This window comes from Streptomyces sp. NPDC002868 (assembly GCF_055563295.1).
The window spans coordinates 300,310-315,475 of record NZ_JBVHDR010000011.1 but is presented as its reverse complement, the minus strand read 5'-3'; the positions used below and the strand labels follow the sequence as shown (position 1 = coordinate 315,475).

Here is a 15,166-nt window from a genome sequence, read left to right as displayed (position 1 = left end):
ACGCTAACCGTCAGAGAAGCGGTCGGCACGGGGCTGGGGCGGTCGGCTCCGCGGCTTTAGGCCAAGACCGGGAAGTTAAGTGGTGTTGTGGCTGGTCGGGTGGGTTGACATGGGAACGGAGCCCGGCGCGGACTGTGAGTGTCGAGGTCACGGTTCGTGGGGGCTCCGTTGTCTGTTCAGTGTGCCACCGGCGAGGTGGTTCGGGACCGTTCATGGGTGTGGCTGCCGTGTCATTTAGGGGCGTTGACGCGGTGGGTTCCGCCGTCGTTGGTGGACGAGGTGGTCCAGGCGGCGGGCTGTGCGGAGCGTCGGGTGCGGCTGCTGCCGGCGCGGGTGGTGGTGTATTTCGTGCTGGCCCTGGGCTTGTTCGGGGACTGTGGGTATCGCCGGGTGTGGGCGGCGATGACGGCCCGATGGCCGGCTGGAATGGTGGCCGATCCGTCGGCTGCTGCCTTGCGGCAGGCACGGCAGCGGTTGGGGTGAAGCCGCTGGTGCTGCTGTTCGACCGGCTGCGTGGGCCGGTCGGCACGGCTGCAACGCCGGGGGTGTTCTGGCGGGGGCTGCGGCTGGTGGCCTGGGACGGCACCTGCCTGGAAGTGGCCGACAGCCCGCAGAACGTGGCGTGCTTCCGCCGGCATGCCGCCCGCACCACACGCCCGGCCGGCTATCCCCAGCTGAGGCTGACCGCGTTGGTCGAGTGCGGCACCCGCGCGCTGATCGACGCGGGCTTCGGGTCGCAGCAGTACACCGAACTGCCGCAGGCCCGGTGCCTGCTGGCATCCTTGCGGCCCGGGATGCTGCTGCTGGCCGACCGAGGCTATGACGGCTTCGAAGCGCTGAGGGAGACCGCCGCCACCGGAGCCGACCTGCTGTGGCGGGTGCAGGCCGGACGCCTGCTACCGGTGATCCGCCCGCTGCCCGACGGCACCCACCTCACCTGGATCACCGACCGCCGCTCCGCTGACCGGCTGGCGAAATGGCAGCAACGCGGCCGCCGCACTGCACCGCCCGCGATGACCGCTCTCACCCTGCGCGTGATCAGCTACCAGATCACCGCGACGCACGCGGACGGCACCTCCCACGCCAGCACCGTGCGACGGGTCACCACGCTCCTGGACCCCAAGCGGTATCCGGCCGCGGAACTGGCCGCCCTCTACCACCAGCGCTGGGAGATCGAGACCGCCTTCTACGGGCTGAAAGTCACCCTGCGCGGACCAGACCGCGTCCTGCGCTCACGCACCGTGGACGGCGTCGAGCAGGAACTCTTCGCACTGCTGGCGCTCTACCAGGCCAGCCGCCAGGCCATCACCGAAGCCGCCACCAGCGCTCACCTCGACCCCGATCGGCTGTCTTTGACCGTGGCCCTGCACACCGTCCGGCTCACCGTGATCAACGCCAGAACATCAAATCCCGCCGACCTCGTCGCAGCTCTGGTCCACACCCGCAACCTCGCTCCCCCACAACGCCGTTCCCGCACAAGCCCGCGCTGCGTCAAACGCACGCTGTCGCCCTACGCCTACAACAAGACCAAAGGCAGCGTCGGACACAAGACAGCGGTGATCACCGCCATCACCCTGACCAGCCACCGGACAACGACCGAACCGCCCTAACTTCCCGGTCTTGGGCTTTAGCCAGCCACCATGGGGCGAGCCTCGAAGATCGGGGCCCACATCGGGCTATTGCGGGCAGGTCCAGAGACTGCCCGAATCGCGGATAGCTTACGGGCCCCGACCTCTCGCCCCATGGCAGCTCCTGCCCAAAGCCGCTCCTCCGGCCGCGCCTGGAGCTTCCCGTTCAGTTACGCCGGGTACTTCACCATGAAGGCCCGAACGCCGTCGATGAAGAGCCGGACCTGCGACTTGTCATAATCGGCGTAGTTCCCGTGTGCCGCCTTGTTGCGCAGATCCATCCAGGCCGTGAGCTGCTTCTGCTGCAAGCCGTCGTAGACGCCCGCCTTCTTGAGGTCGGCGTTCATGGTGTCGGCCTTCTTGGGCTTACCCGCCACGTCCGTGACGATTCCTGACTTTACACACAAAGCTCGCACGTGGACTTCGAGGGACGTTCCTGCGATGACCGCCGCCGGGTCCTTGTACCCCGAGTCGAGGAGCGACTCCGCCATCTCCAAGTAGTCGCTATGCATGTCGGCGTGGACCAGCTCCACCACTGAGTCAATCCATCCCGCCTGGATGTCGTCGCGGAGTCCGACCGCGATGCCGTGAATGGCCTCCAACCTCCAACCGTCAGTGGCGCTCATTGATCGAACATGTGCCAATTGCGTGGCGTACGTACTCCCCGGAAGCGAAGCGCGTTCAACGGCAGCCTCAAGTCGATTTTTGAGGATACGCACCTTCTCGTCCACCCGAGGTCTGCTCATCGAGGAGTACTCCTGGATGAGCACGTCCAGCTGCTCCGCCATCTTCTTGAGGTCTGTCAACTCAGCACCTTTGTTCGTGACTTCGGCTCCTAGGCCGAACAGGTCAGAATACAACCAACCACCATGACGAAGTACTTGGTTGCCCTAGACGCCCCGAGGTGCACAGGTCCCGGATCTGAACTGAGGTGTGACCGTGCGGCAGCACTAGAGGGTGTTGATACCAAACCTCCGCGAGTTCGCAGATTCTGAAGGACCGACCACGCAAACTGACGGTTTCGCTGTCCCCTGCGGTGGGAGTGACCCTCGAGTTCGACACTTCCCAGATATGCCGATCGCTTTCCAAGCGGGCGGTCCACCTCCTATAGGAAGCCCCGAAACTCTCCGATCAGGGCGTCGAGTGCGGTTCGCAGTCTGCGGAGTTCCTCGCCTAGAGGGCGGTAGGCGAGTCCGGCACCAGGCGACGGATGCCAGTGATCGCGTAGTTTCCACAGCTCCATAAGGTCAAGCGCCCTCGTGTCTCGGATCGCGGCCCACACCTCGCTCCACGCCTGACCCCACGCTGGCTCGTCGTGGTTGCGCAGCCGAGCCAGTCGACGCATGGCCGTATCCAGCGATGGGTTGTCCTGCCGCAATTCCCTCAACAGCTGGTAGGAGGCGTGGATTTGGTGCATGGCGACAGCCCGGGACACCAACTTGCCCAAGGCGGCGTTGACCTCGGCCGCCTTCACGGCGATCTCTTCCGGCCCCTCGATTCGTACGACCGTCAGAGTTCGGGTCATATCCGTATGACCAGCGACCTTAAGCAATCGCACCTGGAACGGCCCTTCCATCCCCTGGTGCAGCCGGATCGCCTCGTCCCGTACTCGCTCGACCGCGAGAATGAACGCAACCACGGCATCACGGCGGGCAGTGCGTCGATCCTGGTCGTGTACGGCCTGCGCGGACACCTCGGCGGCGCGTTGCGCGGCCCGGGCCTGAAGGTGCGCGCCCACGAGTGCCCCAGCGATCGTGAACAGTCCGACCCCGGCCCCCAACACCGCGGTCGCTATCTCCCCCGCCAACTGGATCCCCTTTCCCTATGGTCAACTTCCGGTGCTGCCGGGTTCGGCCATCTGCTCAGCTCGGGACACGATGACTGCCAGGGCATAGCGCAAGCTGGTCTTGGCACCGAGGGAAAAGACGTGTGCGAGGTGGAGGGGATCGGCGCTGTTGGCGAGGGCCTCCTCCAGGATGCGGTCCCGCCGCAGTCGGGAGGCCGCGGGAACTCACGGGAACATCTACGACACCTAACTCCAACAAGCCCGCACAGTGGCGGTCAGCACCGAACCTCAACGGACCGACAGCAAGGAATCTGGCCAGCTGGCTGACGTCACCGACCACCCATGGGAGACCTGATAGAGATGACGCCAGCCCCCAAAGCCGGCCTCCACCGCAGGGTCGCCATTCTCGACCGAGGACGGCGACCCGCTGGCTTGACCCGGCCATTGAGACTACGCCGACCTTGGCTACCTGACTGCTCCTACTGAGGCGCCAGCAGGTGGCTTCCCGACGCAGGAAGCAGGCTGTAAGACACGTTTTGCAGGACCTGCTGCAACTCCCTCGGGTCCTCACTAGTTGCGTAAATAACCTGGCAACCGGTCGCAGCACCTGAACTTAGCCTCTTTACGAACTCCGAGAGGCTACCCCTATCGGTCTCCTGCTGGCGAGGTTCGTCGAAAATCAACAATCCCGCATGGCGGCCTTTACTTGACGCCTGGGCGGCTTCGAATATGGCAACGTAATACGCCCACTTCGTCCGGATCATATCCGACGCGCTAATCGCCATAGTCAAATCAAACGCCAACTCCATTCCGTCATTTACCGGCAGGAGTGTTTCAGGATCAATCGAGATTTCATTGGGAGGAATACTGCGAAGGCCGTAATCAGCTAGCTGCTCCCTGAAACTCTGCTGAAGTCGCGCTACGATTGCTTGATCTTCAGGGCTTGCCGCACTATCGCCCAGATCCCTCATTCGATCACGAATATCTTGCCACTCTTCCGCCATTTCGCCGAGCAATTCATTCGTGTCTTCGACGAAATCAAGGATTCGCGACCCCTGATCAACCATAGAGGTCAACTGGACCTGCTCCTGCACCTGCACCTTACTCGGACTAGCAGAAGGCCCCGCCAACTCGTCACGCAAGTACCGCACCCTCTGACGAGATTCATTGATCAGGGACTCAACCGCCCGCCTATCTCGGTCAAGGGAATCGAACCTCTGCAAGGCTGCGTCCCGCACAGACTCAAGTGTGCTTTTCTCCGCTTCGTTCTCAAGTAGCGACTGGTCAATATCTGCAGCGACTCCCGTGCCTACTTCCCGCCCATCCAGGGACTGGCCACACGTTGGGCATGCATCATCGGAGATGGTCGCGATCTCAAGCCCGCTTCCCATCCGCCGGAGCTTTCGAAGATCCAGCAGCCGTTCACGTTCTGCATTCAATGAAGCTAGTCGGGAAGCCAACAAGTCCACGTCATTGCGAACCAGATTGAGCTGCTCCATAGCCAATCGCAGACTCGCCCCGAGCTTCCTGAGTTCGCCCTCCGCAGTCGTCAACTCAGCACGTGCTGCATCTGTTCGCTGGCCGGCCGGAACCAGGTCAGATGATTCCAAATGCCGAAGCCGTGCACGCCACTGTTCAATGACTGATTGCAGTGGAACCCACTGACCGCTCGCGAAAATCTCAGCTACAACGTCTTGGCGACGAGCAGGCGTTACAGGACTTTCACTCAAGAATGATAGCCGTGCTTGCATGGTATCCGCCGCCTCGGAAATCCGCCGAAAGGCAAGCTGCCATGAGGTCCTGAGGCTTTCTTCCTCCGCCCGAAGGGCGGCGACAGCCCGAAGTCGGTCCAACGTCGAGAGTCCCAAAATGAACTCGACGGACCTGCGAAGCATGTCTCGGATCCGCAGGTATGTAGGCATCCTCGGGGTAACGCCTGACCAACCGGATTTTTGCTCAACGTAGAACAACGGAAAGAGACATTCAATGTAAAGCGGGACCTCAGCCGAATTGAACCCTGGGACCGTGGGCAGATCCCACCCGACGAAGCGAGCCAGCTCGTGATGGAACCCAAGCTCACGGGCAGCAGAGCCAGGCTGACGAACAAACATATCGACTCGCCTGGCATCTTGTAGGGCTCCATAATTTTGAGCCTGCCATGTTTGAACCAGGAAAGTGTCGATCTCATCAGATACGACAAACCTCTTTGAACGCATAACATGCCCGTGATCATTCGCAACGGTCAACATGACCCACGATTCACGCACTCGCCCGCGAGTCCCATCTGGAAGATCCGCGACAGACAACATTGCTGGGCCGAACGGCGGTTTACGTCCAGCCGAAAACATACCCTCTAATCCCAGAGCGTAAATGACGCCTTGAAGGAATGTAGACTTGCCAAAACTATTGGGGGCAGCCAAGACGTTCAATCCGTCGCCGAACGTTGCCGCGTACCGCAATGTACCCGCAGCAGTTCGGGAACAAACCTCTAGGTCAACCAGTTTGATCGTCACGTGTTCCCCCTCGCAGCGACCTCTGTAGGCGGCTGGACACTTCCTAACCTCTCCCACATACGTGTAGCAGATATGGGCCTAAGCCCGGCAAGAAACCTCTTTTCCTCTACAAGCACGTCGTCATCGGTGCCGATCAAGCGCAGATATTCTTCACCCTTAGGAAGCAGAACGAACCGAGCTTTACCTTTTTCCGCCATCAGCCCCTCTGCGCGAGCGATAGCAAGCGTGTCGGCGAGATCTGGACTCAAGCGCCGCAGCGGCTGTTCACGAGGGTCGTTCGAGTTCCAAATAGAGACGAACAGCCGCATGTTCTTCTCACTCGAAATAGCCCACATCAGGCAATGAAGCTGCTCTATGGAGGCCGCCTTACCTCGACACGAACCGAGGATTAGAGTAGCCATCGTAACTCGCCACGCTGCTCTTCTCCGCGTAGGCACCGGGAGAGCTACGGGAGAAGCTTCGATGGGGGATAACGGAAGATGAGTGGGCAGGCCCCTGATATCGACGATTTCGCCGCCTACCGTCCCACCATTCGGGGCGAATGAAAACTGGCTTGGGCGCCAGGATGTCATGCAACCCTCCTGAATTTCAGCGGGCATCGAATTAGCCAGTCCGCCACGGCGTACCAGGCTATCTGCTCACACAGCACGCTTGAGAGACCAGGCGCGTCTGCTTGGAGTCCGTCCGTTAGCCTGCGCACTAGCGTGGCCATAACCTCAAACCCAGGTTCCCGTATACCCGCAACGGTCATCGTCAACGTCGACAAGACGTTCTTGAGTCTGCGATCAACTGCCTGATACAGGGTCGGATAGTCCCTTTGTAGCATTTCTATCTGACCCTGCCCTCGAAAGAAGACAGCGATCATTTCATTCCTGCACTCGGCGAGGAACTCCGGATCAGACGCCATTACTTGATCAATAGACAGCTTGACGTCGATCCTCTCCCCCATTTCAGTGCCTGCGGCCGACGCATAGTAAGAATCATCGATACTTGGAATATCGATATTCAGCCTGGCATCCACCTCGCCAAACAATCTTGTTCGCTCTGCTGCAAATTCCTCATCAGTAATGATGAGGATCTCGAAGGAGTCGGCGCGCCATGTGGGAGCAGGGGCTAGGTCGACTATTTCACGGCTCTTCTTCCGGGCGTACTCAACGAGAGTTCGACTATCGAACTGAGGAGTCATCAATATCCACGTATGCAAGCGGATCTCGCCCAGCAGGCGGCACGTCCCTGGCACGTCATCACAAAGCTTCTTGAGATCCGTATAGATCTTCTTCTTTTGGCTCTTGGTCTGCGACTCGACAGAAAATGAATCTTCAGGGGCATAGCACTGATACGCGACACCATCGAGCCGGAAGGCCTCTAGCCCCCCATCCCCGCCATCACGCGCCGGGATGAACTGGATCTTGGAGTCGTACCTCATGGCGAGTAGGCGCCGGCAGTGCTCTTCCCACTCGCCACCGTCCCATTGCTCTCTGATCACGAGAGAACTGTAACGATCAGGGGTCGCACAATGTAACCACTCGTATCGATTTCTAGTACGGGCCAAGTTGCTCGCGTGGTGCCATGCGCCTGGCAGGCGGGCCGGTATGGAGGAGGGCGCAGGCGCCGCCCGCCCGTACAGGAGGATTGCAGTCCAGGCCGTCAGAGTCGGCACCCTTCGCTTCCCTTGGATCATCGCTGTCACTGCCCCCTCTGCCGCTCCCTTGGCGTCTCTCTCGATCGGCCCACGCCGAGTGTTGGCCAAGCAGCCATGACCTCCCCGGCAGACTATTGATCTCCACTAGTTCGTGTCGGTGGCTGTGGATAACAATGCATCTTCGTGCAAATAGTCGATTACTCGTCTACGCCGAGGCCTGAGCGACTTGCAAGTGCCAGGCTGAGGTCGGGCGCCTGGGCCTGGGGCCCATCAGGCAGCTCTCGGAGATTGGGGGACCGGTCCCCTGCCGTTAAGCGAGCCTCAAACGCCCACAGCCGCGGTCGCATCTCCGCACCACAAGCGCACCAGAACTAGCGGGGCGTAGCGGGGAATCACAGCGAAAGCGGCCAAACTCGACAAGTCCGCACCTCGGCCGTTCCCGCAGGTCAACGACCGAACCGGCCGCAAATGATCGCAGCTTCCCAAGCTCAGGGCCAGTAAGGCAGCGGGATCTCGTGCGCTTCCAGCGCAGCGGCGTAGCGCGCGAGCACCGCGTCGAGGTCCTCCAGGAGAAGGCCGGCGGCGTCGCGGGCCTCAGCCACATCGCCCTGGTCAGTGGCCTCCACCACTTCAGCAACGTCGCTGCGGAGGATGGAGAGAGAGTCGCCCTGGATCAGTACACCGGGGAACCGGCGGCCGGGCAGCCGCACCACAGCGTTGTTTCCACCATCCGTGAACAGCTCAGCCTCGACACGTTCCGTCCGGCCGTCCAACCTGACATCAACGACAGCAGACAGTCCCGGCGTTGAGCGATCCCGAGCGGTCAGGCCCCACACGGCGAGGTACTCTCCAAGGCCCGCCCGCTCGAACTCCTAATGCGAGTGTCATCAGGTGTAGCCAGACGGTTGGTACTTGGACTATCCGGGCTTCCTCAGCAGATGCTCGGTGGGCCAGCACAGCCCGCGCCAGGCCGAGTTCGTCATCACGAAGTATGCGGGTCTGACCCAGCCTCCTCCTTACACAACAGGGCTCGGGCGTCTGCTCGGTAGGCGCGGCGCAGGTACCGCTGGCGGATCGGTCCTCCTGCGAGTAGCAGCGCCGGTGATGCGGTTGCGGTCACACCGGGGCGGAGGACGAGGATCTGTGCGCGCTGTTAGCGCTGGCGGCAACGGGCGCGGATGACTGCGGCACTCAGCAGCCGGTCATGTCAGTTGCATGAAGTAGCCCAGGCCCTGGCCCCCGGGCCGTACCCGCATTTTCTAAGTGCCAGCCCTTACGTAGTCAGCCAGCTACGAAGTCGGCGCGGAACTCGCACGGTAACGGTGGAGCATGTCCGCTCCGCGTGGTACGCGATCGACCGTCGATCTCCAAGACCTGGGCCCGATCCGGTGTCGGAGTGCCGTCTGGGCATCCACCACCTTGTCGACCGCACGGGTGCTACGCGGTATCGACGGTCTCCTCCTGGTGGCTGAGTACGACGGCTCGGCGGCCTCGGCCGACCTCGATCAGACCGGCTTGCTTGAGCTGAGTGAAGGCGCGGTGGGCGGTGCCGACGGAGACGCGGTGGGCCTGGGCGATGTCGCCGATGGTGGGGACTTCCTCGCCGGGAAGCAGCGTGCCGTCCTTGATGGCTTCGGTGAGCTCCTGGGCGATCGTTTCCCAGGGAGCGAGGTCGCGGGGTGGGGTCACGTCCACCTTGATGGTGCGCCCGATCGGGCCTACTGCCGTGCCTGGGCGGGCTTCGACGGCAGCCTCGCACTGGCCGCACAGGGCCTCTGCCCCCTCCTCGGTGACCACGAGCATGGCCCACAGTGACTCGTTGCCGCACTCGCACGCGAGGCGCAGACCGTTGATGGCGGTGGTAACCGGGCGGTCCGTGAGCAGGGCCTCGGGGACCGGGAGTTGCTTGGCGAAGGCGGTGACGGCCTGGCGGTCGGAGGTGGCGAGGAAGGCCGCGTAGTACTTGAGGGTGGTCGCGCCTCCGCCGCCGTGGCCGACGCGGCCAGCGACGGTCCGTACGTCGGCGCCGGCACCCAGGAGCTCGGTGACGTTGTAGGAACGGAGATCTTTCAGGCGCGGCGTGTGGATCTTCAGCTTCTTCGCCAGGCGGCTGTAGCGCTGGCTGACACTCGGGGGCAGGAGCGGGGCTGAGCAGTCGGGTTCGCTGGCGAAGACGAAGGCGTCACGCGCGAGCTCGCCGCCGAGAGCCTTGCAGCGTTCCTCGGCGCGGGTCCGGTGGGCGACCAGGACGGCGCGTGTGATCACGTCGATGGCCTGCTTTCGGCGCTGGTGGGTCTTGGTGTCCTTGATGCGGCGGCCATTGTGGGAGTGCTTTACGAAGAGTTCGAGGCGGTCGAGGTTGATGTCCGACCAGCGAAGTGCGCACATCTCCCCGCGGCGTGAGCCGGTCACCATTGTCATGAACAGGAACGTCCCCCAATCCAGGTCTCGTTGCCAGGACGTATTGAGGACGAGGGCTGCTTCCTCGGGTGTGGGTGGGTCCGGGTTCGGCTTCGGCTGAGACGGGGGTTCGGCGAGGGCGGCGACGTTCGTAGTCACGTAGCCCCATCGCAGGCCGCGGTCGAGTGCGGGCCGCAGGATGAAGTGAATCTTGCGGATGGAGTTCGGCTTGAGATCCCTGCAGACGTGCTTCTTCTTCGTCTTCGGGTCGGTCTTCCCGTTGCGCCTGCCGTCGCACTGCTCGTGGCACTGTCGAAGGCGGGCATAGAAGAGCTCCAGCATCTCCGCGGTCAGCTTGCCGGCCTTCAGGTCGCCGAAGGTGGGCCTGAGGTAGTTGCGGATGATGCCCTCGGCCCGCTCCCGCGAGGTCTCCTCCAGCTCGGCCACCCCGAGCCAGCGATCGAACAGGAACGACATCGTCACCTGGGTCTTAGGGTGCCGCTTCTCGTCGACCTGGTGGAGGAGCCTGGTGCGGGCCTTCTCGGCCTCGACCAGCGTCTCGGCCTGGCCGTGGAGGTAGATGTCCTTCTTCGTGAGCGGGTCACGCCCCGCGTAGACACGGACCTGGAAGCCGGCCCCATTGGGGCGGATGCTGCCGCGCTGACGTCGCCTGGATGTTGTTTTCGCCATGACTGCGGAACCTATTCATGGTTAATGCCATGGCTACGACGAACAGCACGCCCGTCCCGGAAGGACGAACGCGCTGGTCAGACACTGTGCCCCCGGCAGGATTCGAACCTGCGACACCCGCTTTAGGAGAGCGGTGCTCTATCCCCTGAGCTACGAAGGCGGGGAGACCCGGTTGATCCAGATCCGGCGACTAGCCTAGCGGATGCGGGCTCCAGCCTGGCAAGCATTCCGTTTTCGCAGGTCAGGCCGTGGTCGGCGGTCGCGGATCCGGGTGGTTTCCGGTCGCGTTCCGCGCGGCTTAGCGTGGAAGCATGCGCGGGGACGTGGTGACCCTGTTCCTCTGCGGTGACGTCATGCTCGGCCGTGGCGTCGATCAGATCCTCCCGCACCCCGGCGACTCCGCCCTGTGGGAGCGGTACACCGCGGACGCCCGGTCCTATGTGGAGTTGGCGGAGGCGGTGAACGGGCCGATCCCGCGTCCGGTCGGTCACTCCTGGCCCTGGGGGGATGCGCTGAAGATCCTCGACGAGGCCGCGCCCGATGCCCGGGTGGTGAATCTGGAGACCAGCGTCACGCGCAGCAACGACTTCGCCGAGGGCAAAGAGGTGCACTACCGGATGCATCCGGCCAACCTTCCCTGCCTGGTCGCGGGTCGGCCCGATGCTTGTGTGCTGGCCAACAACCACGTGCTGGACTTCGGTCGCCAGGGGCTGGAGGAGACGCTCGACTCCCTGGCCGGCGCTGGCCTGCGGGCAGTGGGCGCCGGGCGGGATGTGGATGAGGCGCGGCGGCCCGCCGTGGTCGACGTCCAAGGGGGCGCGCGGGTGCTCGTCTTTTCCTTCGGGATGGCGTCCAGCGGCATTCCGCGCAGCTGGGCCGCCGGCGAGGGCCGGGCCGGGGTCGACTTCGTGGCGGAGCCGTCGGACGCCGCGGCGGCCTCGGTCGTCCGTCGCGTACGGCAGGTGAAACGACCGGGTGATGTGTCGGTCGCCTCCGTCCACTGGGGATCCAACTGGGGATACGGCATCCCGCGAAGTCATGTCCGTTTCGCGCATGCGCTGATCGACGGCGGAGTCGATGTCGTGCACGGGCACTCATCGCACCATCCCCGCCCGTTGGAGCTGTACCGCGGCAAGCCCATCCTCTACGGCTGCGGCGACTTCATCGACGACTACGAAGGCATCACCGGCTATGAGCAGTACCGGGACGACCTGCGGCTGCTGTATTTCGTCTCGGTGGAGCCGGACACCGGCAAGGCGGCCGACGTGCGGATGGCAGCCGTGCAGAGCCGGCAGATGCGGCTGAGGCACGCGTCGGGCGAAGACCGCGAGTGGCTGCGGGCGACTCTCGACCGGGTCAGTCGCGGCTTCGGTGTGCGCATCGGCCTGGAGCCCGGCGGGATGCTCATGGCCGGTTCCCTGCATGGGTCGTACACAGATGTTGACGAGGGTGGGGCACGGGCATAGCGTCGCTCCGTACTGAGCAGGTGCTTAGAGAGGGTCGACTGTGCCGCACCCCGATCCGTCCACCCGCCCCGAGGCCGCACTGACTGCGCCCGGGGCGCCCTTCGAGGTCGTACGGGGCGAGGGCGGCGGGCTGCTTTACGCCGACGGGCCGCGCACCCTGCGGGAGTTCGTCGAGGCCACCTGGGCGTTCGGGGACCAGCCGTTCCTCGTCGCCGCCACCGGGACGTACAGCTACCGCGAGTTCTTCGCCGCCGCCTCCGCGCTCGCCCGGCGGTTCGTCGAGGTGTACGGGCTGCGGCCGGGCGACCGTGCCGTTGTCGCGATGCGGAATCACCCCGAGTGGCAGATCGCCTTCTGGGCCACCCAGTTGGCGGGACTGGTGGCGGTGCCGCTCAATGCCTGGTGGACCGAGGACGAGTTCGCGTACGCCCTCGACGACTGTTCGCCGCGGGTGCTGCTCGTCGACGGGGAGCGGCTGCCGCGGGTCGACGCCTGGCGCAGGCGGGCCCGCGTCCCGGTCGTCGTCTTTCACGGGGAAGGCGCGCCGGACGCGGGGGTGGAGCGGTACGAAGATTTTGAGGCCCCCGATCCGCTCGCCGCGCCGCCCGGGGTCGAGGTGCGGGCCGAGGACGACGCCACCATCATCTATACGTCCGGGACCACCGGGCGGCCCAAGGGCGCCGTCGCCACTCAGCTCGCGCAGGCCGGGGCCGCGCACAATCCGCGGTTCTACGCCGCGGCTTCCGCCCTCGCGAGCGGGGTGCTGCCGGGGCAGGGGCCCGCGCCGGTGGTGCTGATGACGTTCCCCTTCTTCCATGTGGCCGCGTTCACCACGCTGTACGCGGCGATGGCGGCCGGCGGGACGCTCGTACTGATGCGGAAGTGGGACGCCGAAGAGGCCCTCGCGCTGATCGAGCGGCACCGCGTCACGCACTACTCCGGGGTGCCGACCACCGCGCTCCAGCTGCTTGACGCCGCCGAAGGGGCCGGGGCAGAGCTTGAGACGCTCACGCATCTCAACACCGGCGGGGCCGCGGCCCCACCCAACCTCATGGCCCGGCTGAGGGCCCGCTACGGGCAGCGGATCGAGCCGCGCACCGGCTACGGACTGACCGAGACCAGCGGCGGCGTGCTCGCCAACTTCGGCCCCGGGTACCGGGAGAACCCGGGGAGCGTGGGGCGGCCGACCCCCGCCACCGAGGTGCGGATCGCCGGGCAGGACGGTCATGAACTGCCCGAAGGAGAAGTCGGCGAGTTGTGGCTGCGCGGGCAGGCGCTGGTGCGCGGGTACTGGAACAACCCGGACGCGACCGCCGCCGCGTTCCACGACGGCTGGTTCAGGACCGGCGACCTCGCGACCGTGCGCGACGGGCAGGTCAGCATCGTCGACCGGCTCAAGGACATGGTCATCCGCGGCGGCGAGAACGTGTACTGCGTCGAGGTGGAAGCCGTCCTGCACGATCACCCGGACGTTGCCGACGCCGCCGTGCTGGGCGTCCCGCACCCGGTGCTGGGGGAGGAGGTGGCGGCCGTGGTGCAGCTGCGAGCCGCGGCCACGGTCACCGTCGACGAGCTGAGGGCGCACGTCGGCAAGACCCTCGCCGCCTTCAAGGTGCCCGCTCATGTCCTCGTACGGGACGAGCCCGTGCCCCGCAATCCGACCGGGAAGATTCTCAAGCGCGAACTCCGTGGCCCCGTAGAGGAACAGGTGTCGCAGGAGCGGCTCTTCAGGAACGCGTGACGCGCACCCGGTAGGTGCCGTCCGGCTCCTCCCGGATCACCGCGATACGGATGCCGTTCTGCCGGTCGACGAACGACTGCCCCGGCCGGTACGGCGCGTCCGACAGCTCCGCATGCACATTGGGACGCCGGGTGCAGCCCCCGCTGTTCCGGGTGCTGTCCGAGACCGACACCGGACCCTGCCCGGTGTCCACGTCTGACTGCACGCGGTAGATCAGCACGCCCGGCGCGCACACGGCCTCGTCGTTGCCCGCCCGGGTGCGCACCTCCACCGCGTACCCCGCGTTCCTGGTGAGCGGCACGATCGCCATCTTCGCGCCGCCCGCGACCGCCAGCGGCGTCAGCCCGTAATCCGTGGTGCCGGGCGCGGACGCGCAGCCGATCTGGCCGGCGTCCAGCCAGCCCAGCTTCCATTTGTGCCAGCCCAGCAGATCGTTGTTGGCCCCCCAGTCCTCGGACATGATGTCCCAGTGGCCGACCGCGCCCGCGCCCTCGGAGGTGTAGAGGTCGGGCAGGCCGAAGACATGGCCGTTCTCGTGGGGCAGTACGCGATAGCCATTCTCGGCGTACGACCCCGAACCGTCGTCCTGGCGGCTGTAGACGAAGGACGTGTTGGCGAGCGGCACGCCGTCCGCGAGCGGGGCCTCGTCATTGCCGGAGAAGGTAACGGAGAGCACGGTGTCCAGCGCCGACGGCCCGGCATTGGGCGTGACCAGTATGTTGACCAGGTCGTACGCCTTGAAGTCCACCTTTGGGTCGGCCACCTCCACGATGTCCTGGGCGAGTCGGCGGTAGCCCGGTTCATAGGGGGAACCGCGCTCTATCCCGTACGCGGCGAACGGCATCGGCATCCGCAGCCAGTCGGTGAGCGGGGTGTGCGTGCGATAGCTGAGGCGTCCGTACGAACTGGTCCGGAACCAGTCGGCGGTCTGCGGGAAGAACTCCGCGAGCCGGTCCACCGCCCGCCCCGAACCCTGGGCGTCCGGGAAGTCGATCATCAGGTTGAGGGCGCGGACCTCGCCGATGGAGCGGGAGTAGCCGGGCGGGGTCGGCACGCCCTCCGACATCTGGATCCCCAGCGTGGAGGCGATTTTGCAGGGCCCGAGGGCGGACTTGTCGGCGCCTGCCACCGGCCCGGCCGACGCCCGGGTGGGGTCGGGGAGATGGGCGCTCGCCGTCGTGAGTGCGGCGAGGGTGAGAGCTGCGAGGGCGGCGAGTGCGCCGAGGCGGCGGGAGCTGCCGGTGGTGCGTATCCGGTGGCGCGTTGGCTGCATGCAATCGCCTTCGGGTCCGCGGCAGCA

General features: G+C 64.9%; 12 protein-coding genes and 1 tRNA gene. 4 read left to right on the top strand and 9 right to left on the bottom strand.

The window, feature by feature from the left end:
- Positions 1 to 138: 138 nt before the first annotated feature.
- Both ACZ3H8_RS29990 and ACZ3H8_RS29985 read left to right on the top strand, forming a co-directional pair.
- A complete protein-coding gene (locus ACZ3H8_RS29990) occupies positions 139 to 483 on the top strand; it encodes a transposase domain-containing protein (RefSeq protein WP_467407248.1) in 345 nt (114 codons plus the stop codon).
- Entirely contained in the window at positions 414 to 1,610 is a 1,197-nt protein-coding gene (locus ACZ3H8_RS29985; RefSeq protein WP_467407247.1) for an IS4 family transposase, read from the top strand. The genes ACZ3H8_RS29990 and ACZ3H8_RS29985 overlap by 70 nt, the downstream gene beginning before the upstream one ends.
- Before the next feature lie 188 nt (positions 1,611 to 1,798).
- Here ACZ3H8_RS29985 and ACZ3H8_RS29980 read toward each other — a convergent pair whose 3' ends face one another.
- The 8 genes from ACZ3H8_RS29980 to ACZ3H8_RS29945 form a co-directional block, all read right to left on the bottom strand.
- Positions 1,799 to 2,434: a hypothetical protein gene (locus ACZ3H8_RS29980; protein WP_467407245.1), complete on the bottom strand. Its 636-nt coding sequence runs from the start codon at positions 2,432 to 2,434 to the stop codon at positions 1,799 to 1,801.
- 299 nt (positions 2,435 to 2,733) lie between these two features.
- Positions 2,734 to 3,435: a hypothetical protein gene (locus tag ACZ3H8_RS29975; protein ID WP_467407243.1), complete on the bottom strand. Its 702-nt coding sequence runs from the start codon at positions 3,433 to 3,435 to the stop codon at positions 2,734 to 2,736.
- Between the two features lie 458 nt (positions 3,436 to 3,893).
- Positions 3,894 to 5,927, bottom strand: a complete 2,034-nt coding sequence (locus ACZ3H8_RS29970) for a hypothetical protein (RefSeq protein ID WP_467407241.1) — start codon at positions 5,925 to 5,927, stop codon at positions 3,894 to 3,896.
- The gene (locus tag ACZ3H8_RS29965) at positions 5,924 to 6,235 is read right to left on the bottom strand and encodes a hypothetical protein (RefSeq protein WP_467407238.1); all 312 of its coding nucleotides are present in this window, start codon (positions 6,233 to 6,235) and stop codon (positions 5,924 to 5,926) included. Before ACZ3H8_RS29965 ends, ACZ3H8_RS29970 begins: the two co-directional genes overlap by 4 nt.
- A gap of 260 nt (positions 6,236 to 6,495) precedes the next feature.
- A complete protein-coding gene (locus tag ACZ3H8_RS29960) occupies positions 6,496 to 7,413 on the bottom strand; it encodes a hypothetical protein (RefSeq protein ID WP_467407237.1) in 918 nt (305 codons plus the stop codon).
- A gap of 644 nt (positions 7,414 to 8,057) precedes the next feature.
- A complete protein-coding gene (locus ACZ3H8_RS29955; RefSeq protein ID WP_467407235.1) occupies positions 8,058 to 8,342 on the bottom strand; it encodes a DUF6959 family protein in 285 nt (94 codons plus the stop codon).
- Positions 8,343 to 9,006: 664 nt separating this feature from the next.
- The gene (locus ACZ3H8_RS29950) at positions 9,007 to 10,659 is read right to left on the bottom strand and encodes a tyrosine-type recombinase/integrase (protein WP_467407232.1); all 1,653 of its coding nucleotides are present in this window, start codon (positions 10,657 to 10,659) and stop codon (positions 9,007 to 9,009) included.
- Between the two features lie 87 nt (positions 10,660 to 10,746).
- Positions 10,747 to 10,819, bottom strand: a tRNA-Arg gene (locus tag ACZ3H8_RS29945).
- A 151-nt stretch (positions 10,820 to 10,970) separates the two neighbouring features.
- Here ACZ3H8_RS29945 and ACZ3H8_RS29940 point away from each other — a divergent pair.
- Both ACZ3H8_RS29940 and ACZ3H8_RS29935 read left to right on the top strand, forming a co-directional pair.
- Positions 10,971 to 12,125, top strand: a complete 1,155-nt coding sequence (locus ACZ3H8_RS29940) for a CapA family protein (protein WP_467407230.1) — start codon at positions 10,971 to 10,973, stop codon at positions 12,123 to 12,125.
- A 40-nt stretch (positions 12,126 to 12,165) separates the two neighbouring features.
- Positions 12,166 to 13,866 (top strand): class I adenylate-forming enzyme family protein, encoded by a 1,701-nt coding sequence (locus ACZ3H8_RS29935; protein ID WP_467407228.1) that lies wholly within the window; start codon positions 12,166 to 12,168, stop codon positions 13,864 to 13,866.
- Here the strand turns inward: ACZ3H8_RS29935 and ACZ3H8_RS29930 are convergent.
- Complete coding sequence (locus tag ACZ3H8_RS29930) at positions 13,853 to 15,139, bottom strand: M6 family metalloprotease domain-containing protein (protein ID WP_467407226.1); 1,287 nt, start codon at positions 15,137 to 15,139, stop codon at positions 13,853 to 13,855. The two genes, ACZ3H8_RS29935 and ACZ3H8_RS29930, sit on opposite strands and share 14 nt — an antisense overlap.
- Between the last annotated feature and the right edge of the window lie 27 nt (positions 15,140 to 15,166).

What these genes read in the sequence shown, in the direction of transcription:
- ACZ3H8_RS29940 (WP_467407230.1), top strand. Translation starts at nt 10,971, where the DNA reads ATGCGCGGGGACGTGGTGACCCTGTTCCTCTGCGGTGACGTCATGCTC.
- ACZ3H8_RS29965 (WP_467407238.1), bottom strand. Translation starts at nt 6,235, where the DNA reads ATGCGGCTGTTCGTCTCTATTTGGAACTCGAACGACCCTCGTGAACAG.
- ACZ3H8_RS29950 (WP_467407232.1), bottom strand. Translation starts at nt 10,659, where the DNA reads ATGGCGAAAACAACATCCAGGCGACGTCAGCGCGGCAGCATCCGCCCC.
- ACZ3H8_RS29985 (WP_467407247.1), top strand. Translation starts at nt 414, where the DNA reads ATGGCCGGCTGGAATGGTGGCCGATCCGTCGGCTGCTGCCTTGCGGCA.
- ACZ3H8_RS29930 (WP_467407226.1), bottom strand. Translation starts at nt 15,139, where the DNA reads ATGCAGCCAACGCGCCACCGGATACGCACCACCGGCAGCTCCCGCCGC.